The sequence below is a fragment of the Brevundimonas naejangsanensis genome (assembly GCF_003627995.1).
Taxonomy (GTDB): Bacteria; Pseudomonadota; Alphaproteobacteria; order Caulobacterales; family Caulobacteraceae; genus Brevundimonas; species Brevundimonas naejangsanensis_B.
Map to the genome: position 1 here is coordinate 2,533,222 of NZ_CP032707.1, position 16,072 is coordinate 2,549,293.

Sequence of the window (16,072 nt, forward strand, 5' to 3'; positions counted from 1 at the left end):
GCAAGAGGCGGCTCTTACCGCGTCCGCTATTGGCTGACCCACAGGATGCGGGCCATCCACACCACCTCGTGGCGGGGCAGGGTGCGTGGTGCATAGTGCGGATTGGCCGAGGCCAGGGTCACCTCGCGCCCGTTCAGGGCGGCGATCTCCTTGGCCAGGGTTTCGCCGTTCGTCGTGCGCACCACGACCCGGTCGCCGCGGCGGACCTCGGTAGCCTCGAGGTCGACGATCACGCGGTCGCCGGGGCGATAGACAGGCTCCATGGAATCGCCGTCGATGGTGAGACTGAACAGGCTGTCCTTGCGGGCGGGCAGTTCGGTCTGGTCCCACCCCTCGGCCATGGGCAGGCCCGCATCGTCGAAAAAGCCCTCGTCGCCCGCCCGAGCCAGGCCCAGCAGGGGGATCGAGCGCGGCTGCGGCGCGGCGTCGTCGGCCAGGGCGGCGAATTCGCCGAGGCTGAGCCCCGTCGCCTCCAGCACCCGCATCAGGCTCTCGGTCGAGGGCCAGCGCGGACGCGGCGGCTGTCCTGGTCCCAGCCGCTTCGAGGGGTTGAAACTGGTGGCGTCCAGGCCCGCGCGCCGCGCCAGACCCGAGGCCGAAACGCCCTCGCGCCGCGCCAGAACGTCAAGCGCCTTCCAGATCTGGGCGTGAGAAAGCGGCACGACGTAGGCTCTGAAACTGAAAGGTTCGGATTACCATTTTAGCCTACTCGTATAGGAATATCTACCTAGGTCTCTTCAAGCCCCACGGCGCGCCGCTCCTGCCAGGCGATAAAGGTGCCAAAGGCAATGGCGATCATGATGCCGTAAGCGGCCATATTGAGCACCGTGTAAAAGGCTGAAATTTCGGGCCGCAGCTTCAGCAGAACCATGACGTGGCTCGCCACGGCCAGGAGTTGGAAGGCAGCCGCCCATACCGGCCAGGATCGGGGAGCTTTCCAAACGAGGGCGACAAATACGGCGAGGACGGCCAAGTCGATCAGGAACATCGGCCATTGGACCGAAGCATAGCCCAGAAAGGTCTGGGATAGGATAGAAAGAAACCAGGCGCTCAACATGGTTCCTGCACCGATGCGTTCGGGACGACCGCCCTTCGTTAGCGCGAAGAGGCAAACCAGGAGTACGCCTCCGGCGCCGACGTATCCCCAAATAAAGTTGAACAACGAATGCCCCCATCATCGTCCAGACAATGGGGGCATTCCTACATTATGCGGTGCGGAAAGCGGAGACCTGATCCGCAAGGTTACGCCGAATTCACGCGACGCGCAGATGACGCTCCTGGTGGCCCATCGGGCGGCTGTCCCATTCGTCCGGCTTGTCCACCGGACCGGCAGCGTAGGTGCCGAAGCCCAGGCGGCGGTGGTCCTTCTGGAGTTCGGCGTGGCAGGCGACGGCGGATTCGCGCGCGGTGCTGAGGGCGGCGATGACTTCCATTGCCTTGGTCTGGGACATGGCACCAGCCACCGGCGAGATCGACAGGGCCGTGCGGGCGCCGATCATGGCCTGAACCAGCGTCGTGGCGTGGGTGATGGCGTCATCCAGCGCCTTCTCGGTGGCATGCAGTTCGCTGGCGACGCCGGCGATGACTTGAGTGTGGTCCATGACTTACCCCTCGTAGAAAGAACGATGGTTAAGCTTTAACCTGTATTAACGATTTTTGGTAGGGATTTGTTTACATTCGTTAACGCGAACGCGGGTGCGCGACTTTTCGGTCACGCTGGCGGCGTCTCATCCGGATCCAGCAGGAAATGGGCGGTCAGGGCGGCGATCGGCTCGTGGCGGGCGTCCTGCCAGGCCTCGGCCACCACATGGGCGACGCGGCGGCCGGCCTTGTTGATCCGCGCGCGGGCGAAGACGTCGACCGGACGCCCCGAGCGCAGATAGGCCACGGTGACGTTGATCGGGCGCGGCAGACGCAGGCGAGGATAGGTGAGCGAGACCTGGGCCATGGCCGCCATCTCCAGCAGGGCGGCGGTCGCGCCGCCGTGCAGGGCGGGCAGCATGGGGTTGCCGATCAGGCGGTCCGCGAAGGGCATGACGACGGTGATCTCGTCGCCGTTGATCTGGGTCTGGAGGTTGAGGAAGCGGGCGTAAGGCAGGCTGTCGAGCAGGGAGGAGGTCATGCCGCGCCCTCCGTCGTGCGCCGGGATTTCAGGTTTGCGCCGGGGCGATGGTCGCCCTCGGCGCTGACCATGTAGGCGGACTGGGCCGCGGCGACGGGATCGGTCGGGTCGTCCTCGAAGGCCCAGGCGCGTACGAAGGCGAGGTTGCGCGTCAGGCGGTAGCAGCGCGCCTCGGCCAGCAGGTCGCGTCCGGGCGTCGCCGCCCGCATATAGTCGACGCGCAGATCAAGGGTCGCCACGGGGCGGAAGGTCCCTAGCGTCACCCAGACGGCCAGGCCGCCGACGTGGTCGAGCAGGGTCGTCACCAGCCCGCCCGCCAGAATGCCTGTCTCGGGATCGCCGATCAGGTCCTCGCGATAGGGGACGCGCATGCGGACGCGATCGCCCTTCAGGCCTTCAAAGGCGAAGCCGAGCGCATGAGTATGAGCCGCGCCTGAAGCGAGTTGGGGCAGCAGCGTGTTTAGGAACGAATCCGTCATCAAGGCGTCCTGTGTTGCGCTTGTCCTTGGTCGCCCGCCGGGCGCGCCCTTGTCCAGCGGACGCATCGCTTAATGACCCGACCTGAAGAACTGTTGCGTCCGACCCCGGCCGGTCTCTACTGCCCGCCCGGCGACTTCTATGTCGATCCGGTGCGGCCGGTGGATCGTGCGGTGATCACCCACGGCCATTCGGACCACGCGCGGTCGGGCCATGGGGCGGTGCTGGCTACTCCCCAGACCTTGGCCATCATGGCCGAGCGTTATGGTCCGGAATTCGCCGGGCGCGTCCAGGCCGCCGCCTATGGAGAGACGACGCAGATCGGTGGGGCGACGGTACGTCTTGTGCCGGCCGGGCATGTCCTGGGCTCGGCCCAGGTCGTGGTTGAGCGGGGCGGCCTGACCATGGTGGTCTCGGGCGATTACAAGCGGCGCCGCGACCCGACCTGCCCGCCGTTCGAGCCGGTTCCCTGCCATGTCTTCATCACCGAGGCGACCTTCGGTCTGCCGGTGTTCGTCCATCCACCGGATGAAGAAGAGATCGGCCGCCTGATCCATTCCCTGACCCAGTTTCCCGATCGGGCTCACCTGGTGGCCGCCTATGCCTTGGGAAAGGCTCAGCGGGTGATCTGTCTGCTGCGCGAGGCGGGCTGGAGCCGGACCATTCATGTTCACGGCGCGCTGGAGCGCCTGAACCGCCTCTATCAGCGCGAGGGCGTCGATCTCGGCTCCCTGGCGCCCGCGACGGGGCTGGCGGCCGGAGCGCTGGGCGGAGAGGTGGTGATCGCCCCGCCATCCGCCATTCAGGACCGCTGGGCGCGCCGGTTCGCCGATCCGGTCGCGGCCTTTGCCTCGGGTTGGATGGGGGTGAGGGCGCGAGCCCGGCAGAGAGGGGTGGAACTGCCCCTGGTCATCTCCGACCACGCCGACTGGCCGGAACTGATCCGGACCTTCGAGGAACTGGGCCCGGAAGAGATCTGGATCACGCACGGGCGCGAGGAAGGCTTGCTGCGTTGGGCCGAGTTGAGCGGCGTGAAGGCTCGCGCCCTGCGTCTTGTGGGCTATGACGAGGAAGACGAGCAGGCGCCGGACAGCACGATCCCGGCCTGATCGCTCAGCGGCGATCCGTCAGGCGGCGCCGCGGGCCCGGGCGGGAGTCTGGGCGACCGCCGGCTCCAGGGCGGTGTTCATGGCCAGGCGCAGTCGTTCCGGCTTGATCGGCTTTTCGACCACGGCGGCCATGCCGGCGGCCAGGTAGGCCTTGGCGTCGTCGGGATCGGCGTTGGCGGTTAGGGCGATGATGGGAATGTCGCGCTGGGCGCTGGCCAAGGCGCGAATGGCGCGAGTGGCGCCGATGCCGTCCAGGCGCGGCATCTTGATGTCCATCAGGATCAGATCGAACGGCCGCGACTCCACAGCCTCGACGGCTTCCTGTCCATCCTCGACGGCTTCCGAGGTGCAGCCGAACATTTCGCAGAGGGCCTGGGCGACCACGCGGTTTGTCGCGTTGTCGTCAGCGATCAGCACATGGGGGCGTGTGTGAAGCTGGAACTGGTCCAGATCCGCGACGTTGGTCGGCTCTTCGCGCTCGATGAAGGCGATGGGCGCGGACAGGTCGAAGGCGAAGGTGGCGCCGCGCCCGGTGTTGTTCTCGGCCCAGATGCGTCCGTCCATGCATTCGATCAGGCGTCGGCTGATCGCCAGGCTCAGACCGGCGTCGTCCGCGGAAGGGTCGATCAGCCCGCCCGCGCGGTTGTCGTCCGATGGGCCGTCGTCGCGGACGCGGGCCTCGATCAGGACGCGATCGCCCTGGGTCTGAACCTTCAGGCTGGCCTCGACCATGCCGTGTCGCGCGAATTTCAGCGCGTTGCCGATGAGGTTGTTGAACACTTGGCGCAGCCGGCCCTGATCGACCATGGCCGCCAGTTCGGTGTCGCCTTCGTAGCCGACCATCAGGGTGACGCCGTCCTGAGCCGCGCGCGGGGACCAGTGACTCTGGATATCGTCCATCAGGGTGCGCAACGGCGTAGCGGCGGCGGCGATTTGCAGTTCGCCTGCTTCGGCGCGAGCGAGGTCGAGGGCGTCGCGCAGGTTGTCCAGCATGTCCTCGGCCGAATCCATGATGGTCCGGGCGTGAGCCTTGGCCGCGTCGTTGAGGGGCTGGCGGTGCAGGAGTTCGGCCACGGCCAGCACGCCGTTCATCGAAGTGCTGAGTTCGCGGTTGAGAAGACCCATGAAGCGGCTCTTGTCGCGCGCGGCGGTCAGAGCCGAGCGCTCGGCCTCGTCGGCTGAGCGAAGCTGTTCGACCAGGCTCTGGTTCTCGTGACGCTGATCTTCGTTGATGGCGCGCAGCAGGGCGACGGCCGTGCCCACGCCGCGATAGGCCCCGCCATGGGTGACGATGAAGCCGCGCATCAGCGCGCCCGGCCCGCTTTTCAGGATGATGGAGGAAAAGGCGTCCACACGAACCCCGGCGTCGATCACGGCGGGTTCCGGGTCCATCAGGTGCGTGACCTCGCGCCCCCCGTACAGGCTCTGGCCGAGGGGGCCCGCGAGCTTCAGCAGGAAGTCGCCGCGTTCGATCAGGCCGATGGGGCGATCGCCGTCGACGACGGGAATCACCATCGTGTTCGGCTCGCGCTCGAACCGCGCCAGAATCTCGCCGGTCATGGCGGTCTTCGCCACCGGTTCTACGCGATCAGTCAGCACTTCGATCGTCGGCATTCGGCCGGACTCCTACTGAGGTGCTTTTACATTCTCAGAGAATCATTTGCGGAAGGGTTAAGCGTGGCCGTTTCTTCTTCCCGTACGACTTCCTTTTGCCGTGTCCCGGCCACTGGCGTATAGGAAGCGACGTCCCATCTTCTGATCCCGGTTTCTTTCTGGATGCGCGCGGCCTGCGGCCGACCGCAGATTTGTCATGAGCGTAATCGCGCAACACTCTGAAAAATCAGCCCTCGTCTTGTTCTCGGGCGGCCAGGACAGCGCCACCTGCCTGGCCTGGGCGCTGGAGCGTTTCGATCGGGTCGAGACCGTGGGTTTCGACTACGGCCAGCGTCATGCGGTGGAGATGCAGGCGCGCCAGTCGGTGCGCGCGGAACTGGTTAAGGCGCTGCCGCAGTGGGTCGACCGTCTGGGCGATGATCACGTGGTCGATCTGACCGGCTTCGGCGCCATCGGCGAGACGGCGATGACCACCGAACGCGCCATCGAGGCGGACGCCCGCGGCCTGCCCAACACCTTCGTGCCGGGACGCAACCTGATCTTCCTGGTCGCGGCGGCCGCCCTGGCCGACCGCCGGGGGCTGGAGGTGCTGATCGGCGGCATGTGCGAGACCGACTATTCCGGCTATCCCGACTGCCGCAATGAGACGATCCAGGCCACGGCGCGCGCCCTGTCTTTGGGCCTGGACAAGTCCGTTCCGGTCGAGACGCCGCTGATGTTCCTGACGAAGGCCCAGACCTGGGCGCTGGCGGACCAGATCGGCGGACGCGCCCTGGTCGAGACGATCATCGAGTTCAGCCACACCTGCTACCTGGGCGACCGGACGCATCGGCATGCCTGGGGCTATGGCTGCGGGACCTGCCCGGCCTGTGAACTGCGCGCGGCGGGCTATGCTGAATGGGCGGCCGCATGACCTATTCGGCCAAGGAAGTCTTCCTGACGGTGCAGGGCGAGGGCGGGCAGGCGGGCCGCCCGGCCGTCTTCCTGCGCTTCGCCGGCTGCAATCTGTGGAGCGGGCTGGAGCGGGACCGCGCGAGCGCCGTCTGCACCTTCTGCGACACGGATTTCGTCGGGACCAACGGCGACGGCGGCGGCAAGTTCAAGACCGCCGACCTGATGGCCGACCATGTCGCCGGGATGTGGCGAGGCCGCGAGGGCGATCCCAAGCTGGTCGTCTGCACCGGCGGCGAGCCGCTGATGCAACTGGACGCGCCCCTGATCGAGGCCCTGCACGCGCGCGGGTTCGAGATCGCCATCGAGAGCAACGGCACGCTTGCGGCGCCTAAGGGTATCGACTGGATCTGCATCAGCCCCAAGGCCGACGCGCCCGTGGTCCAGACGTCAGGCCAGGAACTGAAGCTGGTCTTCCCCCAGGCGCTGGCCATGCCCGATCGCTTTGAACACCTCGATTTCGAGCGCTTCTGGCTTCAACCGATGGATGGGCCCGATCAGGCCGCGAACACCGCGGCCGCCATCGAATACTGCCTGACGCATCCGCAATGGCGGCTCAGCGTCCAGACGCACAAATATATCGGGGTGCGGTAGGGATCAGCAGGCTTTGCCCTGTCGCTGTCTTTGTTCGCAGCGGCGTTGTTCGCGTTCCCATTCGCGCTGCTCGCGCTCGCGCTTGGCCTTGGTTTCCTCGTCCGAGGTGGTGACGGCGTCGAAGCCGGCGCCGACGGCCGCGCCCGTCACCTTGGCCGCGCCGCCGACTACGGCGGCTCCAGCGCCGACGACGGCGCCCGCGACGCAGCCCTGAAGCATCAGGGCGCTGGTCAGGCAGAGGGCGAGAGTGGTGAGGCGCTGGATCATGGCGGCAGTCTGCCCGCGCGCGCCGGTCCTGTCAGCGCGCAAAAAGAAAGGGGGCGCCCTTTCGAGCGCCCCCTGTGGTCTTTGGACCAGATCGTCGTTTTACAGGCTGTCGACCATCACCAGTTCGGCGTCTTGCTTGGCCGTGATGGTGATCGTCGGCTCGTCGATGATGCCGGCGCCGTCGCGGGCGTTCAGCGCCGTGCCGTTGACGTCCACCCGGCCCACAGCGGGCACCAGATAGGCGCGGCGACCGGCGGCCAGGTCATAGGTCAGGCTCTCGCCCGCCTTCAGCGTGGCGGCCAGGACGCGGGCGTTCGCGTTGATGGTCAGGGCCTCGTCCGCCGGATCGCCCGAGGCGACGACGGTGAAGCGGCCCGAGCGGTCGCTCTTGGGGAACTCGCGCTGGCCCCAGGACGGCTGGGCGCCGGGCCGGTCCGTCTCGATCCAGATCTGGAACAGGGTCGTGAGCTCGTTCTCCATGTTGTACTCGGCGTGGCGCACGCCGGTGCCCGCGCTCATCACCTGGACATCGCCCGCCGCCGTACGGCCGGTGTTGCCCATGGAATCCTGGTGGGTGATGGCCCCGGTGCGGACGTAGGTGATGATCTCCATGTCCGCGTGCGGGTGGGGCGGAAAGCCGGACTTGGCCGCGATCTCGTCGTCGTTCCAGACGCGCAGCCGGCCCCAGCCCATGCGCTTGGGGTCATAGTAGTTGGCGAAGGAGAAGTGGTGCCTGGCGTTCAGCCAGCCGTGGTTGGCGCCGCCGAGGGTGCTGAAAGGTCTGACGTCGATCATGGTGCGGTCTCCCATCCGAGGAATGCTTGAGGCCTAGATAGGATCGCGAAACGGTATATGCAACAGTAGTTGTTTCTAATGGTTGGCGCAGGGGTCCGCATCAGCCACCGTGTAGCCATTCCGCCATAGGTGTCGCTGTCGCTGTAGGTGAATCCGAATAGGCGAAGGCGGCGGAGGCTGTTCAAGCTCACCCCAACTGCGCCCGATGCCGCAGCATGGCGTCGGCCAGCACGATGGCGGCCATGGCTTCGACCACGGGGACGCCGCGCAGGGCGACGCAGGGGTCGTGGCGGCCCTTGGTGCGCAGGTCGACCTCTTCGCCGTCGCGGTTGATAGTCCGGCGCAGGGTCAGGATGGAGGAGGTGGGCTTGAACGCTACCCGCGCCGTCAGCGGCTGGCCGGTGGAGATGCCGCCCAGGACGCCGCCCGCCTTGTTCGACAGGAAGACCGGCAGGCCGTCTTCGCCCAGGCGCATCTCATCGGCGTTGTCCTCGCCCGTCAGCTCGGCGGCTGCGAAGCCCGCGCCGATCTCGACGCCCTTGACGGCGTTGATGGACATCAGGCCGGCCGCCAGTTCGGCGTCCAGCTTGCCATAGAGGGGCGCGCCCCATCCGGCGGGCACGCCCGTGACCTCCAGCGCCACGACGGCGCCGATGGAGGAGCCGGCCTTGCGGACGCCGTCCAAGTAGTTTTCCCACGCGGGCACGACCTCGGCTGAGGCGGCGAACAGAGCGTTGTCATAGACGGTGCCAAAGTCGATCGCCTCGTCGGCGATGCGGTGCGGCCCCAGCTGGACTACCCCGGCGCGGATGCGGATGTTGTCGCCGAGCACCTTCCTCGCCACGGCGCCGGCCGCCACGCGGCTGGCCGTTTCGCGGGCCGAGGAGCGGCCGCCGCCGCGTGGATCGCGCACGCCGTACTTGGCCTGATAGGCGTAGTCGGCATGGCCAGGGCGGAAGGCGCGGGCGATCTCGCCGTAGTCCTTGGACCGCTGGTCGGTGTTCTCGATCATCAGGCTGATCGGCGTGCCGGTCGTGACCGGGCCGTTTCCATCGTCGAAAACGCCGGAAAGGATGCGGACCTGATCGGCCTCCTGCCTCTGGGTGACGAAGCGGCTGCCGCCGGGCTTGCGCAGGTCAAGCAGGGGCTGGATGTCGGCTTCGGTCAAGGGGATCAGCGGCGGGCAGCCGTCGACGACGCAGCCGATGGCCGGGCCGTGGCTTTCGCCCCAGGTGGTGACGCGGAACAGATGGCCGAAGGTGTTGTGCGACATGATAGCGACGCTTAGGCCGCCATCCGCTCCGGCGTCCAGACCCGAGTGAAGCGCAGCAGCATGTCTTCGGCCGCCGAGGGCAGGTCGTCGGAGGGGATCAACTTGACGAAGAGGTCGCCGGCGGGGCGTTTTCCGCGCGCGGTCAGGCCCAGGCCCGGCAGGCGCAGCCGCACCGGTTCGATCATGTCCGGCACCAGCCAGGCGGACTGCGGACCGGCATGGGTGTCGATCTCGATCCGTCCGCCGTCGCGCATCATGCGAGGCGCGATGGGCCAGTCCATGAACAGGTCCGCCCCCAGCACCGACAGGCCGTCGGCCGGGCGGATCAGCACCCGCAGCAGGCCGGGGCAGCCCTTCAACCGAACATGGTCGGCGGTGCGCACGCCGGGCGGAACATGGACGAGCAGGCGCCGGCCCCAGGCCTCGACGACCACGCTGGCCCCGGTCAGGGCCTGCATCGGCGTCAGAACGACCAGCGGTGCGGGGGCGGAGGTGAAAGAAGAAGTTGTATGATCGGCGGGACGAGCGGCGGGGGGCGGCGCGCCCGTGTTGGGCGCGGGCAGGGCGGGCGCTTCAGTCTGCAAAAGGCGATAGGCGGCGATCACGCGCCGGAACCGCTCGGCGTCGCCGCCCGGCTGGTCCGGCCGAGCCGCCTTGACGGCCGCGCGGAAGGCGGCGGCCAGCGCCTGCGGCCCCGCCGGGGCGTCGAGGCCCAGCAGGCGCCGAGCGTCCGAGAATGGAAGGCTGTCCGCGCGCATGGCGCGAAGCCTGACGTGGATATGGTCAAGGCCGAGTTAACCCTGTCGACGTAGCGCCTTTTTTGGGGCTGATTGGCGGGCGCTGCGTTCTATTGTCGACGCAGCGACGCCGTGAGGGAAAGCCGCCCTCGCCAAGCTGGAAGGAAATGCCATGCGCGTAATGGTGATGATGAAGGGCACGGACGCCATCGAGTCTGGGGTTCAGCCCAGCGAAGCGCTCATCCGTGACATGACGGTCTTCAATGGGGAACTGGCCGCAGCCGGCCTCCTGCTGGCCGGGGAGGGGTTGCAGCCCTCGTCCAAGGGCAAGCGGGTGATCTTCGGCGGGAATGGCGAGCCGCCTGTCGTGGATGGACCCTTCGCCCAGACCAGGGAATTGATCGCCGGCTTCTGGATATGGAAGGTCAAGGACATGGACGAGGCCGTGGCCTGGGCGCGGCGTATTCCTGATACCGACAGGCTGCACGGTGAGGTCGAGATCCGCCCCATCCTGGACATGGAGGACTTCGAAGCCTTGACGCCCGAACTCCAGGCCCGAGAGGCGGCCTTGCGCGAGGCGACCGGACATTACAGCGAAGCCTGAGCACGGGTCCGGGTGACGCAGGTTTGAACGCCCAGCCTGTGACGCGTGGCGCAAGCGGGACTATAGGACCGGCATGACCCAGTCCGTAATCCCGCCCAGCCCGTCTCGCGAAGACTATGCCGCCCAGCTGGCGGCCAATGCCGACGAAACCATCTTCCAGCGCGACGACCCCATTGCGCTGTTCGTGGAGTGGCTGGACGCCGCACGGGCGTCCGAACCGAACGATCCCAACGCCATGGCCCTGGCCACCGTGGACGCCGAGGGCAACCCCGACGCGCGCATGGTCCTGCTGAAGGACGTCGATGCGCGCGGCTTCACCTTCTATTCCAATCAGGAGAGCGCCAAGGGCGAGCAACTTTGGGCCAATCCGTCCGCCGCCCTGCTGTTCCACTGGAAGAGTCTGCGCCGCCAGGTGCGGGTGCGTGGCTCGGTCGAGCCGGTCAGCGTCGAGGAGGCCGATGCCTACTTCGCCAGTCGAGCGCGCGAAAGCCGCATCGGCGCCTGGGTGTCGGATCAGTCGCGTCCCCTGGCCGACCGGGCGACGCTGGAGGCGCGGGTGGCGGACCAGACGGCGCGCTTTGACGGGCATGAGGTGCCACGCCCGGATCGCTGGACAGGCTGGCGGGTGAACCCGGTCCAGATCGAGTTCTGGCGCGATCGGCCCTTCCGTCTGCACGATCGTCTGCGCTTCGATCGGACGGCGGGGGAGTCGGACTGGCGTCGCCTCCGTCTGTGGCCGTAAGGGCTCGCGCGCCGCTTCAGGCGGCGTAGCGCGCCAGGAAGGTTTCGACCGCGTCTTCGGCTATGCTGGCGGGGGACCGTGCGGGCAGAACCTGGTCGCCGGTCACCATGGGCACGAAAAAGAGCGGATGCTCGACCATCCCCATCAACTGGCTGGCGGCCCAGGAAGCCTTGTCGACCTTTAGTTCGCCCTTGGCGGCCATTTCGGTCAGCGCGGCGACCAGCACGGCGCCGAAATCCTGTTTGGCCTGTTCGTAGAAGGCCGTGGCCACGCTTTCAAACCGATGGCGCTCGGTCATGACCAGTCGGAAAATGGCTCTGACGAACGCGTCGCTCAGGAATTCTGCATAGGCGGTCAGGAAGCTGGTCAGCCTGGGACGAGGCGGTCCGGTGCAGGCCTTGACGCCAGCCATGCGCTTCGTGAAGTCGGCGGACGCCTCGTCGATCACCGCCGCGAAGAGAGCGGCCTTGCTGTCGAACATGGCGTAGAGAGTCGCGGTGGACACTCCGGCTTCGCGGGCGATGGGCTCCATCTTTGTTCCGGCATAGCCTTCGGAGACGAAGTGCAGACGAGCCTGACGCACGAGGGCGTCGCGTCGAGGGTCGTCGAGAGCGTAGACCGAAACGGTCATCGGATCATCACCAGTCGTTAGGCGCCGACACTGCCTTTAATTTGACACGATTGCAACGATCACCGTTAATATCAGAGTTCTTCGAGCGTCAATTACTACTTGAGCCAGGGCGCCAGCAGCGGATGAGCGAGGACCGGCGCGGCCAGTCGGATCACGGCCTGAGGGTCGTCCAGACGCACGGCGGCGGTGGCGTCCGCAACGATGAAGTCGGCGTGGACCCGCGACGGCTCCGTCAGTCGCTCGTGGCCGGGCCGAACGGTCGCGAGATATTGCTGGATCACGGATTCCGCCGTCCGGCCGCGCTCGACCTGATCGCGGAGCAGGCGGCGGATGAATCGGATGTCGGCCGGGGTGTCCACGAAAACCCGGATGTCGAACAGGGCGGCCAGCGCCGGGGTGCACAAGAGGTGCGTACCCTCGACGACCACCACCTCGGCGGCCGGCACCGGCTCGCCGCCCGGTTCGCGCCCGTGATGGATGAAGGAGTAGAGGGGGGCGGTGACGTTGCGCCCAGCCTTCAGATCCGTCAGGTCGGAGATCAGCAGATCGTGATCGCGCGCCGCGACGTCGTCGAAATCATGCGTCGCCGGATCGAAGCCGGGAATGGAGGCGGCGTCCAGATAATAGGAGTCCTCGCGCAGCAGGGTCGCCACGCTCTCGGGCAGGGAAGAAATCAAGGCCTCGGCCAGGGTGCTCTTGCCCGAGCCGGAACCGCCGGTGATCGCGATCAGAATGGTCATGGGCGGCTCATTCACCCGGACGGGCGGGGATGCAAGCCTTGAGCGCGCGCGTAACGTCGATCTGTCGCGGCCAGGCTTCCCTTGCGGCACGTTGCTTGACGCCGTTGACCTGTCTTAGCGTGCATCCAAGCGCTGCAGACGCATAGACGAGGGAAGACGCCGAATGCTGGGTATGATGCAGGACTGGCCGCTGACGGTCGACAAGATCCTCGATCACGCGAAGACCTGGCACGGGCGACGCGAGGTCGTCACCCGGTCGGTCGAAGGGCCGATCGTCCGCACCACCTACGCCGCCATCCACGAACGGGCGCGCCGGGTGTCGGGCGCGCTCCTGGCCTGGGGCGTCAAGCCGGGCGACCGCGTCGGCACCCTGGCCTGGAACACGGGTAACCACATCGAGACCTGGTACGGCATCATGGGCATCGGCGCCGTGTGCCACACCCTGAACCCGCGCCTGTTTCCGGAACAACTGGCCTACATCATCAATCACGCCGAAGACCGGGTCATCTTCACCGACCTGACCTTCGTGCCGCTGCTGGAAGCCATCCTGCCGCACTGCCCCACCGTCGAGCGCGTCATCGTCATGACCGACGCCGCCCATATGCCGCAGGCCAAACTGCCCAAGGCCGAGGTCTATGAGACCGTGCTGGAACAGGCGTCGGGCGATGTGACCTGGGGCGGGTTTGACGAGCAGACGGCCTGCGGCCTCTGCTACACCTCGGGCACGACCGGCAATCCGAAGGGGGTGCTGTATTCGCACCGCTCGAACTTCATCCATACCCTGCTGGGCCTGCAGTCGACGGTCATGGGCGCGACGCCCAGCGAAGTGATCTTGCCGGTGGTGCCCATGTTCCACGCCAACGCCTGGGGCATCGCCTTCGCCGGCCCGGCGGCGGGCGCCAAGCTGATCATGCCGGGCGCCAGGATGGACGGCGCGGCCCTCTATGAGTTGATCGAGGCCGAAGGCGTCACCTTCTCCGCCGCCGTGCCCACCGTCTGGCAGGGCCTGTTCGCCCACATGATCGAAAACGGCCTGAAATTCTCCACCTTGAAGAAGGTGCTGATCGGCGGTTCGGCCTGCCCGGAAGCCTTGATCCGCGGCTTCCAGGACAGGTTCGGCGTCGAAGTGGTCCATGCCTGGGGCATGACCGAGACCTCGCCTATCGGCACCATCGCCAACCTGACGCCTGAACTGAAGGCGCTGCCCTATGACGAGCAGATGGCCTGGCGCATGAAGCAGGGGACGCCGCCGCTGGGCGTCGAGCTGAAGATCAAGAACTACGGCGGCCAGGAGATGCCGCACGACGGCAAGACCTTCGGCCGCGTCATGGTCAAGGGGCCGACCATCGCCGGCGCCTATTTCAAGGGCGAGGGCGGCGACATCCTGGATCACGAGGGCTTCTTCGATACCGGCGACATCGCCAGCGTCGATCCTCAGGGCTTCATGCAGATCACGGACCGCGCCAAGGACGTCATCAAGTCGGGCGGGGAGTGGATCAGCTCCATCGACATCGAGAACATCGCCGTCGGCCACCCCAAGGTCGCCCTGGCCGCCGTGATCGGCGCGGCCCATCCCAAGTGGGACGAGCGGCCGGTGCTGCTGGTCAAGCTTAAGGACGGCGAGGCGCAGGACAAGCAGGAGCATCTGGACTTCCTGCAGGGCAAGATCGCCAAATGGTGGATGCCGGATGACGTGGTCTTCGTGGATGACATCCCCCTGGGCGCCACCGGCAAGATCGACAAGAAGACCCTGCGCGAGCGAATGACGGACTACCGGCTGCCCACCGCCGGGTGATTCCACGGAAGGACGCCATGTCGACCCAACGCCCCAAAGGCCAGCTGCTGGCCGTCCTGCTGCTGCTATTGGCGCTTCTGGCGCCGGGCCTGCTGCTGGCCGCCGTCTTCGGCACGCGCCTGGGGCTGTGGGACGCGGACTTCGGCATGGGGGTGCTGGCGCTGAAGGCGGGACGCCTCCTGGCCTATCTGGGGCTGGCGGCCGCCTTGGTCGCCGTGATCCTGGCCTTGCGAGATCGGCGGCTGCTGGGCCTGGCGGGCGCCGCCTTGCTGGCGGCCGGTTTGTGCGTCGGCGGCTATTGGGTCCAGGATCGACGCTTCGGCGAGGCGCCGCGCGACGTCGCCACCGATCCGTCCGACCCGCCCGCCTTCGCCCGCTTGCTGACCGCCGAGCGTCGCCTAGCCAAGGCGCCCCAGACCCGACCGCAGGCGTGCGATGGCCTGACCCCGGCGCCGACCCAGGTCGCGCCGGAAACGGCCGCCTGGGCGCTTGAAAAGGCCGGGTTCACCGTCCTGGGCACGGCGCCGTTCCGGGTGGACGGTCGCAAGGAAGGGGTCTGGTTCGGCCTGACCCACGACGTCAGCGTCCGCATCCGCCCCGGCCGCACCGACGTGCGCGTCGCGGCGCGCGACAGCCTGCCGGTGGGTGACGAAGCCTGTCGTCTCGCCAAGGCCGTCGTCGCGGGCCTGACGCCCTGACGGATCAGAAGGCCGGGTCGTTCAGGCTCCAGTTCGCGCCGAGGTCCGGCTGGGGCGAGGCTTGGGCGCGGCCCTCCTTCTCCAGCTTGATCAGGTGGGCCAGGACCGACAGGCTGGCGGCCGGCCACAGGCGCTGATCGACGGCGGCGTAGAGGATCGGCACCATCTCGGCGATCGTCCGGTCGCCTGCCGCCAGGCGGGCCATGACCTGGGCCTCGCGCTCCAGCCGGTGGTCGCGATAGGCCTTGAGGAAGGGCGCGACCTGGGTGATCGCCGGGCCGTGCGTCGGCCAGATCGTCGAGAACCCGCGCGCCAGCACCGCGTCCAGGCTCTTCATATAGTCCGCCATGTCGCCGTCGGGCGGGGCGACGACGGTGGTCGACCAGCCCATGACGTGGTCGCCGCTGAACAGGGCGTTCTCCTGACGCAGCACGAAGGCCATGTGGTTGGAGGCGTGCCCCGGCGTGGCCAGGGCCTCCAGCGTCCAGCCGTCGCCTTCGATCCGTTCGCCGCCGCTCAGGACCACGTCGGGTCGGAAGTCGGCGTCGTCTTCCTCGTCCAACGCGCCCGACGCGTGGATCGTCCGTTCGGGCGGGGCGGCGGCCAGGATCGGCGCGCCGCCGACGGCCTCTGCCAGCGGGCGGGCGAGGGGAGCGTGGTCGCGATGGGTGTGGGTCACCAGGATGTGGCTAACGATCCGCCCCTCGATCGCCTTCAGCAGGGCGGCCAGATGGGCGTCGTCGTCGGGCCCCGGATCAATCACCGCGACCTCCGCTCCCGGTCGGTCGCGCCCGATGATGTAGGTCCCCGTCCCGGTGAAGGTGAAGGGGCCCGGGTTATCCGCGATCACCCTCTGGATCAGGGGCGAGACCTGGTCTCGACGGCCGTAGGCGAAGTCGAACTGGCGCAGATAGGGAATCATG

The 16,072-nt window shown here is 67.5% G+C and carries 20 protein-coding genes; 7 read left to right on the forward strand and 13 right to left on the reverse strand.

What is annotated here, in order from left to right; all coding sequences use genetic code 11:
• Window positions 1-26: 26 nt before the first annotated feature.
• The 5 genes from D8I30_RS11910 to D8I30_RS11930 form a co-directional block, all read right to left on the reverse strand.
• Window positions 27-662 carry a LexA family transcriptional regulator gene (locus tag D8I30_RS11910; RefSeq protein WP_121482933.1) on the reverse strand — a complete coding sequence of 212 codons (636 nt, stop codon included), beginning with the start codon at window positions 660-662 and terminating at the stop codon, window positions 27-29.
• Window positions 663-727: 65 nt separating this feature from the next.
• Window positions 728-1,162 carry a hypothetical protein gene (locus D8I30_RS11915; protein ID WP_162938896.1) on the reverse strand — a complete coding sequence of 145 codons (435 nt, stop codon included), beginning with the start codon at window positions 1,160-1,162 and terminating at the stop codon, window positions 728-730.
• A 91-nt stretch (window positions 1,163-1,253) separates the two neighbouring features.
• Window positions 1,254-1,601 carry a hypothetical protein gene (locus D8I30_RS11920; RefSeq protein WP_121482935.1) on the reverse strand — a complete coding sequence of 116 codons (348 nt, stop codon included), beginning with the start codon at window positions 1,599-1,601 and terminating at the stop codon, window positions 1,254-1,256.
• 110 nt (window positions 1,602-1,711) lie between these two features.
• Window positions 1,712-2,122 (reverse strand): PaaI family thioesterase, encoded by a 411-nt coding sequence (locus D8I30_RS11925; RefSeq protein WP_121482936.1) that lies wholly within the window; start codon window positions 2,120-2,122, stop codon window positions 1,712-1,714.
• On the reverse strand, window positions 2,119-2,601 hold the full coding sequence (locus D8I30_RS11930; protein WP_121482937.1) for a PaaI family thioesterase: 483 nt from the start codon (window positions 2,599-2,601) through the stop codon (window positions 2,119-2,121). Before D8I30_RS11930 ends, D8I30_RS11925 begins: the two co-directional genes overlap by 4 nt.
• Window positions 2,602-2,673: 72 nt before the next feature.
• Between D8I30_RS11930 and D8I30_RS11935 the strand changes: the two genes are divergently transcribed.
• On the forward strand, window positions 2,674-3,708 hold the full coding sequence (locus D8I30_RS11935) for a ligase-associated DNA damage response exonuclease (protein ID WP_121482938.1): 1,035 nt from the start codon (window positions 2,674-2,676) through the stop codon (window positions 3,706-3,708).
• Between the two features lie 18 nt (window positions 3,709-3,726).
• On the opposite strand, the gene D8I30_RS11940 is transcribed toward D8I30_RS11935, so the two are convergent.
• Window positions 3,727-5,322: a response regulator gene (locus D8I30_RS11940; RefSeq protein WP_121482939.1), complete on the reverse strand. Its 1,596-nt coding sequence runs from the start codon at window positions 5,320-5,322 to the stop codon at window positions 3,727-3,729.
• A 205-nt stretch (window positions 5,323-5,527) separates the two neighbouring features.
• On the opposite strand from D8I30_RS11940, the gene queC reads away from it, so the two are divergent.
• Together queC and queE are read left to right on the forward strand one after the other, a co-directional pair.
• The gene (queC, locus tag D8I30_RS11945; RefSeq protein WP_430805159.1) at window positions 5,528-6,235 is read left to right on the forward strand and encodes a 7-cyano-7-deazaguanine synthase QueC; all 708 of its coding nucleotides are present in this window, start codon (window positions 5,528-5,530) and stop codon (window positions 6,233-6,235) included.
• Complete coding sequence (queE, locus tag D8I30_RS11950; protein WP_121483520.1) at window positions 6,232-6,867, forward strand: 7-carboxy-7-deazaguanine synthase; 636 nt, start codon at window positions 6,232-6,234, stop codon at window positions 6,865-6,867. The genes queC and queE overlap by 4 nt, the downstream gene beginning before the upstream one ends.
• Window positions 6,868-6,870: 3 nt before the next feature.
• On the opposite strand, the gene D8I30_RS11955 is transcribed toward queE, so the two are convergent.
• The 4 genes from D8I30_RS11955 to D8I30_RS11970 form a co-directional block, all read right to left on the reverse strand.
• Window positions 6,871-7,134, reverse strand: coding sequence for a hypothetical protein (locus tag D8I30_RS11955; RefSeq protein WP_162938897.1), 264 nt, complete (start codon window positions 7,132-7,134; stop codon window positions 6,871-6,873).
• Between the two features lie 99 nt (window positions 7,135-7,233).
• Complete coding sequence (locus D8I30_RS11960) at window positions 7,234-7,929, reverse strand: pirin family protein (protein ID WP_121482941.1); 696 nt, start codon at window positions 7,927-7,929, stop codon at window positions 7,234-7,236.
• A 187-nt stretch (window positions 7,930-8,116) separates the two neighbouring features.
• A complete protein-coding gene (gene aroC, locus D8I30_RS11965) occupies window positions 8,117-9,202 on the reverse strand; it encodes a chorismate synthase (protein ID WP_121482942.1) in 1,086 nt (361 codons plus the stop codon).
• Window positions 9,203-9,213: 11 nt separating this feature from the next.
• Window positions 9,214-9,960 carry a J domain-containing protein gene (locus D8I30_RS11970; RefSeq protein ID WP_121482943.1) on the reverse strand — a complete coding sequence of 249 codons (747 nt, stop codon included), beginning with the start codon at window positions 9,958-9,960 and terminating at the stop codon, window positions 9,214-9,216.
• A 151-nt stretch (window positions 9,961-10,111) separates the two neighbouring features.
• Between D8I30_RS11970 and D8I30_RS11975 the strand changes: the two genes are divergently transcribed.
• Both D8I30_RS11975 and pdxH read left to right on the forward strand, forming a co-directional pair.
• On the forward strand, window positions 10,112-10,543 hold the full coding sequence (locus D8I30_RS11975; protein WP_121482944.1) for a YciI family protein: 432 nt from the start codon (window positions 10,112-10,114) through the stop codon (window positions 10,541-10,543).
• A gap of 73 nt (window positions 10,544-10,616) precedes the next feature.
• Window positions 10,617-11,285, forward strand: coding sequence for a pyridoxamine 5'-phosphate oxidase (pdxH, locus tag D8I30_RS11980; protein ID WP_121482945.1), 669 nt, complete (start codon window positions 10,617-10,619; stop codon window positions 11,283-11,285).
• 16 nt (window positions 11,286-11,301) lie between these two features.
• Here the strand turns inward: pdxH and D8I30_RS11985 are convergent, their stop codons facing one another.
• Both D8I30_RS11985 and udk read right to left on the reverse strand, forming a co-directional pair.
• Complete coding sequence (locus D8I30_RS11985; protein WP_121482946.1) at window positions 11,302-11,916, reverse strand: TetR/AcrR family transcriptional regulator; 615 nt, start codon at window positions 11,914-11,916, stop codon at window positions 11,302-11,304.
• A gap of 95 nt (window positions 11,917-12,011) precedes the next feature.
• Window positions 12,012-12,656, reverse strand: coding sequence for a uridine kinase (udk, locus tag D8I30_RS11990; protein WP_121482947.1), 645 nt, complete (start codon window positions 12,654-12,656; stop codon window positions 12,012-12,014).
• Between the two features lie 163 nt (window positions 12,657-12,819).
• Between udk and D8I30_RS11995 the strand changes: the two genes are divergently transcribed.
• Window positions 12,820-14,451 carry a long-chain-fatty-acid--CoA ligase gene (locus D8I30_RS11995; protein ID WP_121482948.1) on the forward strand — a complete coding sequence of 544 codons (1,632 nt, stop codon included), beginning with the start codon at window positions 12,820-12,822 and terminating at the stop codon, window positions 14,449-14,451.
• Window positions 14,452-14,468: 17 nt separating this feature from the next.
• On the forward strand, window positions 14,469-15,149 hold the full coding sequence (locus tag D8I30_RS12000) for a DUF1499 domain-containing protein (protein WP_121482949.1): 681 nt from the start codon (window positions 14,469-14,471) through the stop codon (window positions 15,147-15,149).
• A gap of 4 nt (window positions 15,150-15,153) precedes the next feature.
• Here the strand turns inward: D8I30_RS12000 and D8I30_RS12005 are convergent, their stop codons facing one another.
• Window positions 15,154-16,071 carry an MBL fold metallo-hydrolase gene (locus D8I30_RS12005; protein ID WP_121482950.1) on the reverse strand — a complete coding sequence of 306 codons (918 nt, stop codon included), beginning with the start codon at window positions 16,069-16,071 and terminating at the stop codon, window positions 15,154-15,156.
• Window position 16,072: the final 1 nt, after the last annotated feature.

Coding starts and splice junctions, on each gene's coding strand:
- D8I30_RS11920 (WP_121482935.1), bottom strand. CDS start 1,601: ATGGACCACACTCAAGTCATCGCCGGCGTCGCCAGCGAACTGCATGCC.
- D8I30_RS11925 (WP_121482936.1), bottom strand. CDS start 2,122: ATGACCTCCTCCCTGCTCGACAGCCTGCCTTACGCCCGCTTCCTCAAC.
- D8I30_RS11930 (WP_121482937.1), bottom strand. CDS start 2,601: ATGACGGATTCGTTCCTAAACACGCTGCTGCCCCAACTCGCTTCAGGC.
- D8I30_RS11935 (WP_121482938.1), top strand. CDS start 2,674: ATGACCCGACCTGAAGAACTGTTGCGTCCGACCCCGGCCGGTCTCTAC.
- D8I30_RS11940 (WP_121482939.1), bottom strand. CDS start 5,322: ATGCCGACGATCGAAGTGCTGACTGATCGCGTAGAACCGGTGGCGAAG.
- queE (WP_121483520.1), top strand. CDS start 6,232: ATGACCTATTCGGCCAAGGAAGTCTTCCTGACGGTGCAGGGCGAGGGC.
- D8I30_RS11955 (WP_162938897.1), bottom strand. CDS start 7,134: ATGATCCAGCGCCTCACCACTCTCGCCCTCTGCCTGACCAGCGCCCTG.
- D8I30_RS11960 (WP_121482941.1), bottom strand. CDS start 7,929: ATGATCGACGTCAGACCTTTCAGCACCCTCGGCGGCGCCAACCACGGC.
- aroC (WP_121482942.1), bottom strand. CDS start 9,202: ATGTCGCACAACACCTTCGGCCATCTGTTCCGCGTCACCACCTGGGGC.
- D8I30_RS11970 (WP_121482943.1), bottom strand. CDS start 9,960: ATGCGCGCGGACAGCCTTCCATTCTCGGACGCTCGGCGCCTGCTGGGC.
- D8I30_RS11975 (WP_121482944.1), top strand. CDS start 10,112: ATGCGCGTAATGGTGATGATGAAGGGCACGGACGCCATCGAGTCTGGG.
- pdxH (WP_121482945.1), top strand. CDS start 10,617: ATGACCCAGTCCGTAATCCCGCCCAGCCCGTCTCGCGAAGACTATGCC.
- D8I30_RS11985 (WP_121482946.1), bottom strand. CDS start 11,916: ATGACCGTTTCGGTCTACGCTCTCGACGACCCTCGACGCGACGCCCTC.
- udk (WP_121482947.1), bottom strand. CDS start 12,656: ATGACCATTCTGATCGCGATCACCGGCGGTTCCGGCTCGGGCAAGAGC.
- D8I30_RS11995 (WP_121482948.1), top strand. CDS start 12,820: ATGCTGGGTATGATGCAGGACTGGCCGCTGACGGTCGACAAGATCCTC.
- D8I30_RS12000 (WP_121482949.1), top strand. CDS start 14,469: ATGTCGACCCAACGCCCCAAAGGCCAGCTGCTGGCCGTCCTGCTGCTG.
- D8I30_RS12005 (WP_121482950.1), bottom strand. CDS start 16,071: ATGATTCCCTATCTGCGCCAGTTCGACTTCGCCTACGGCCGTCGAGAC.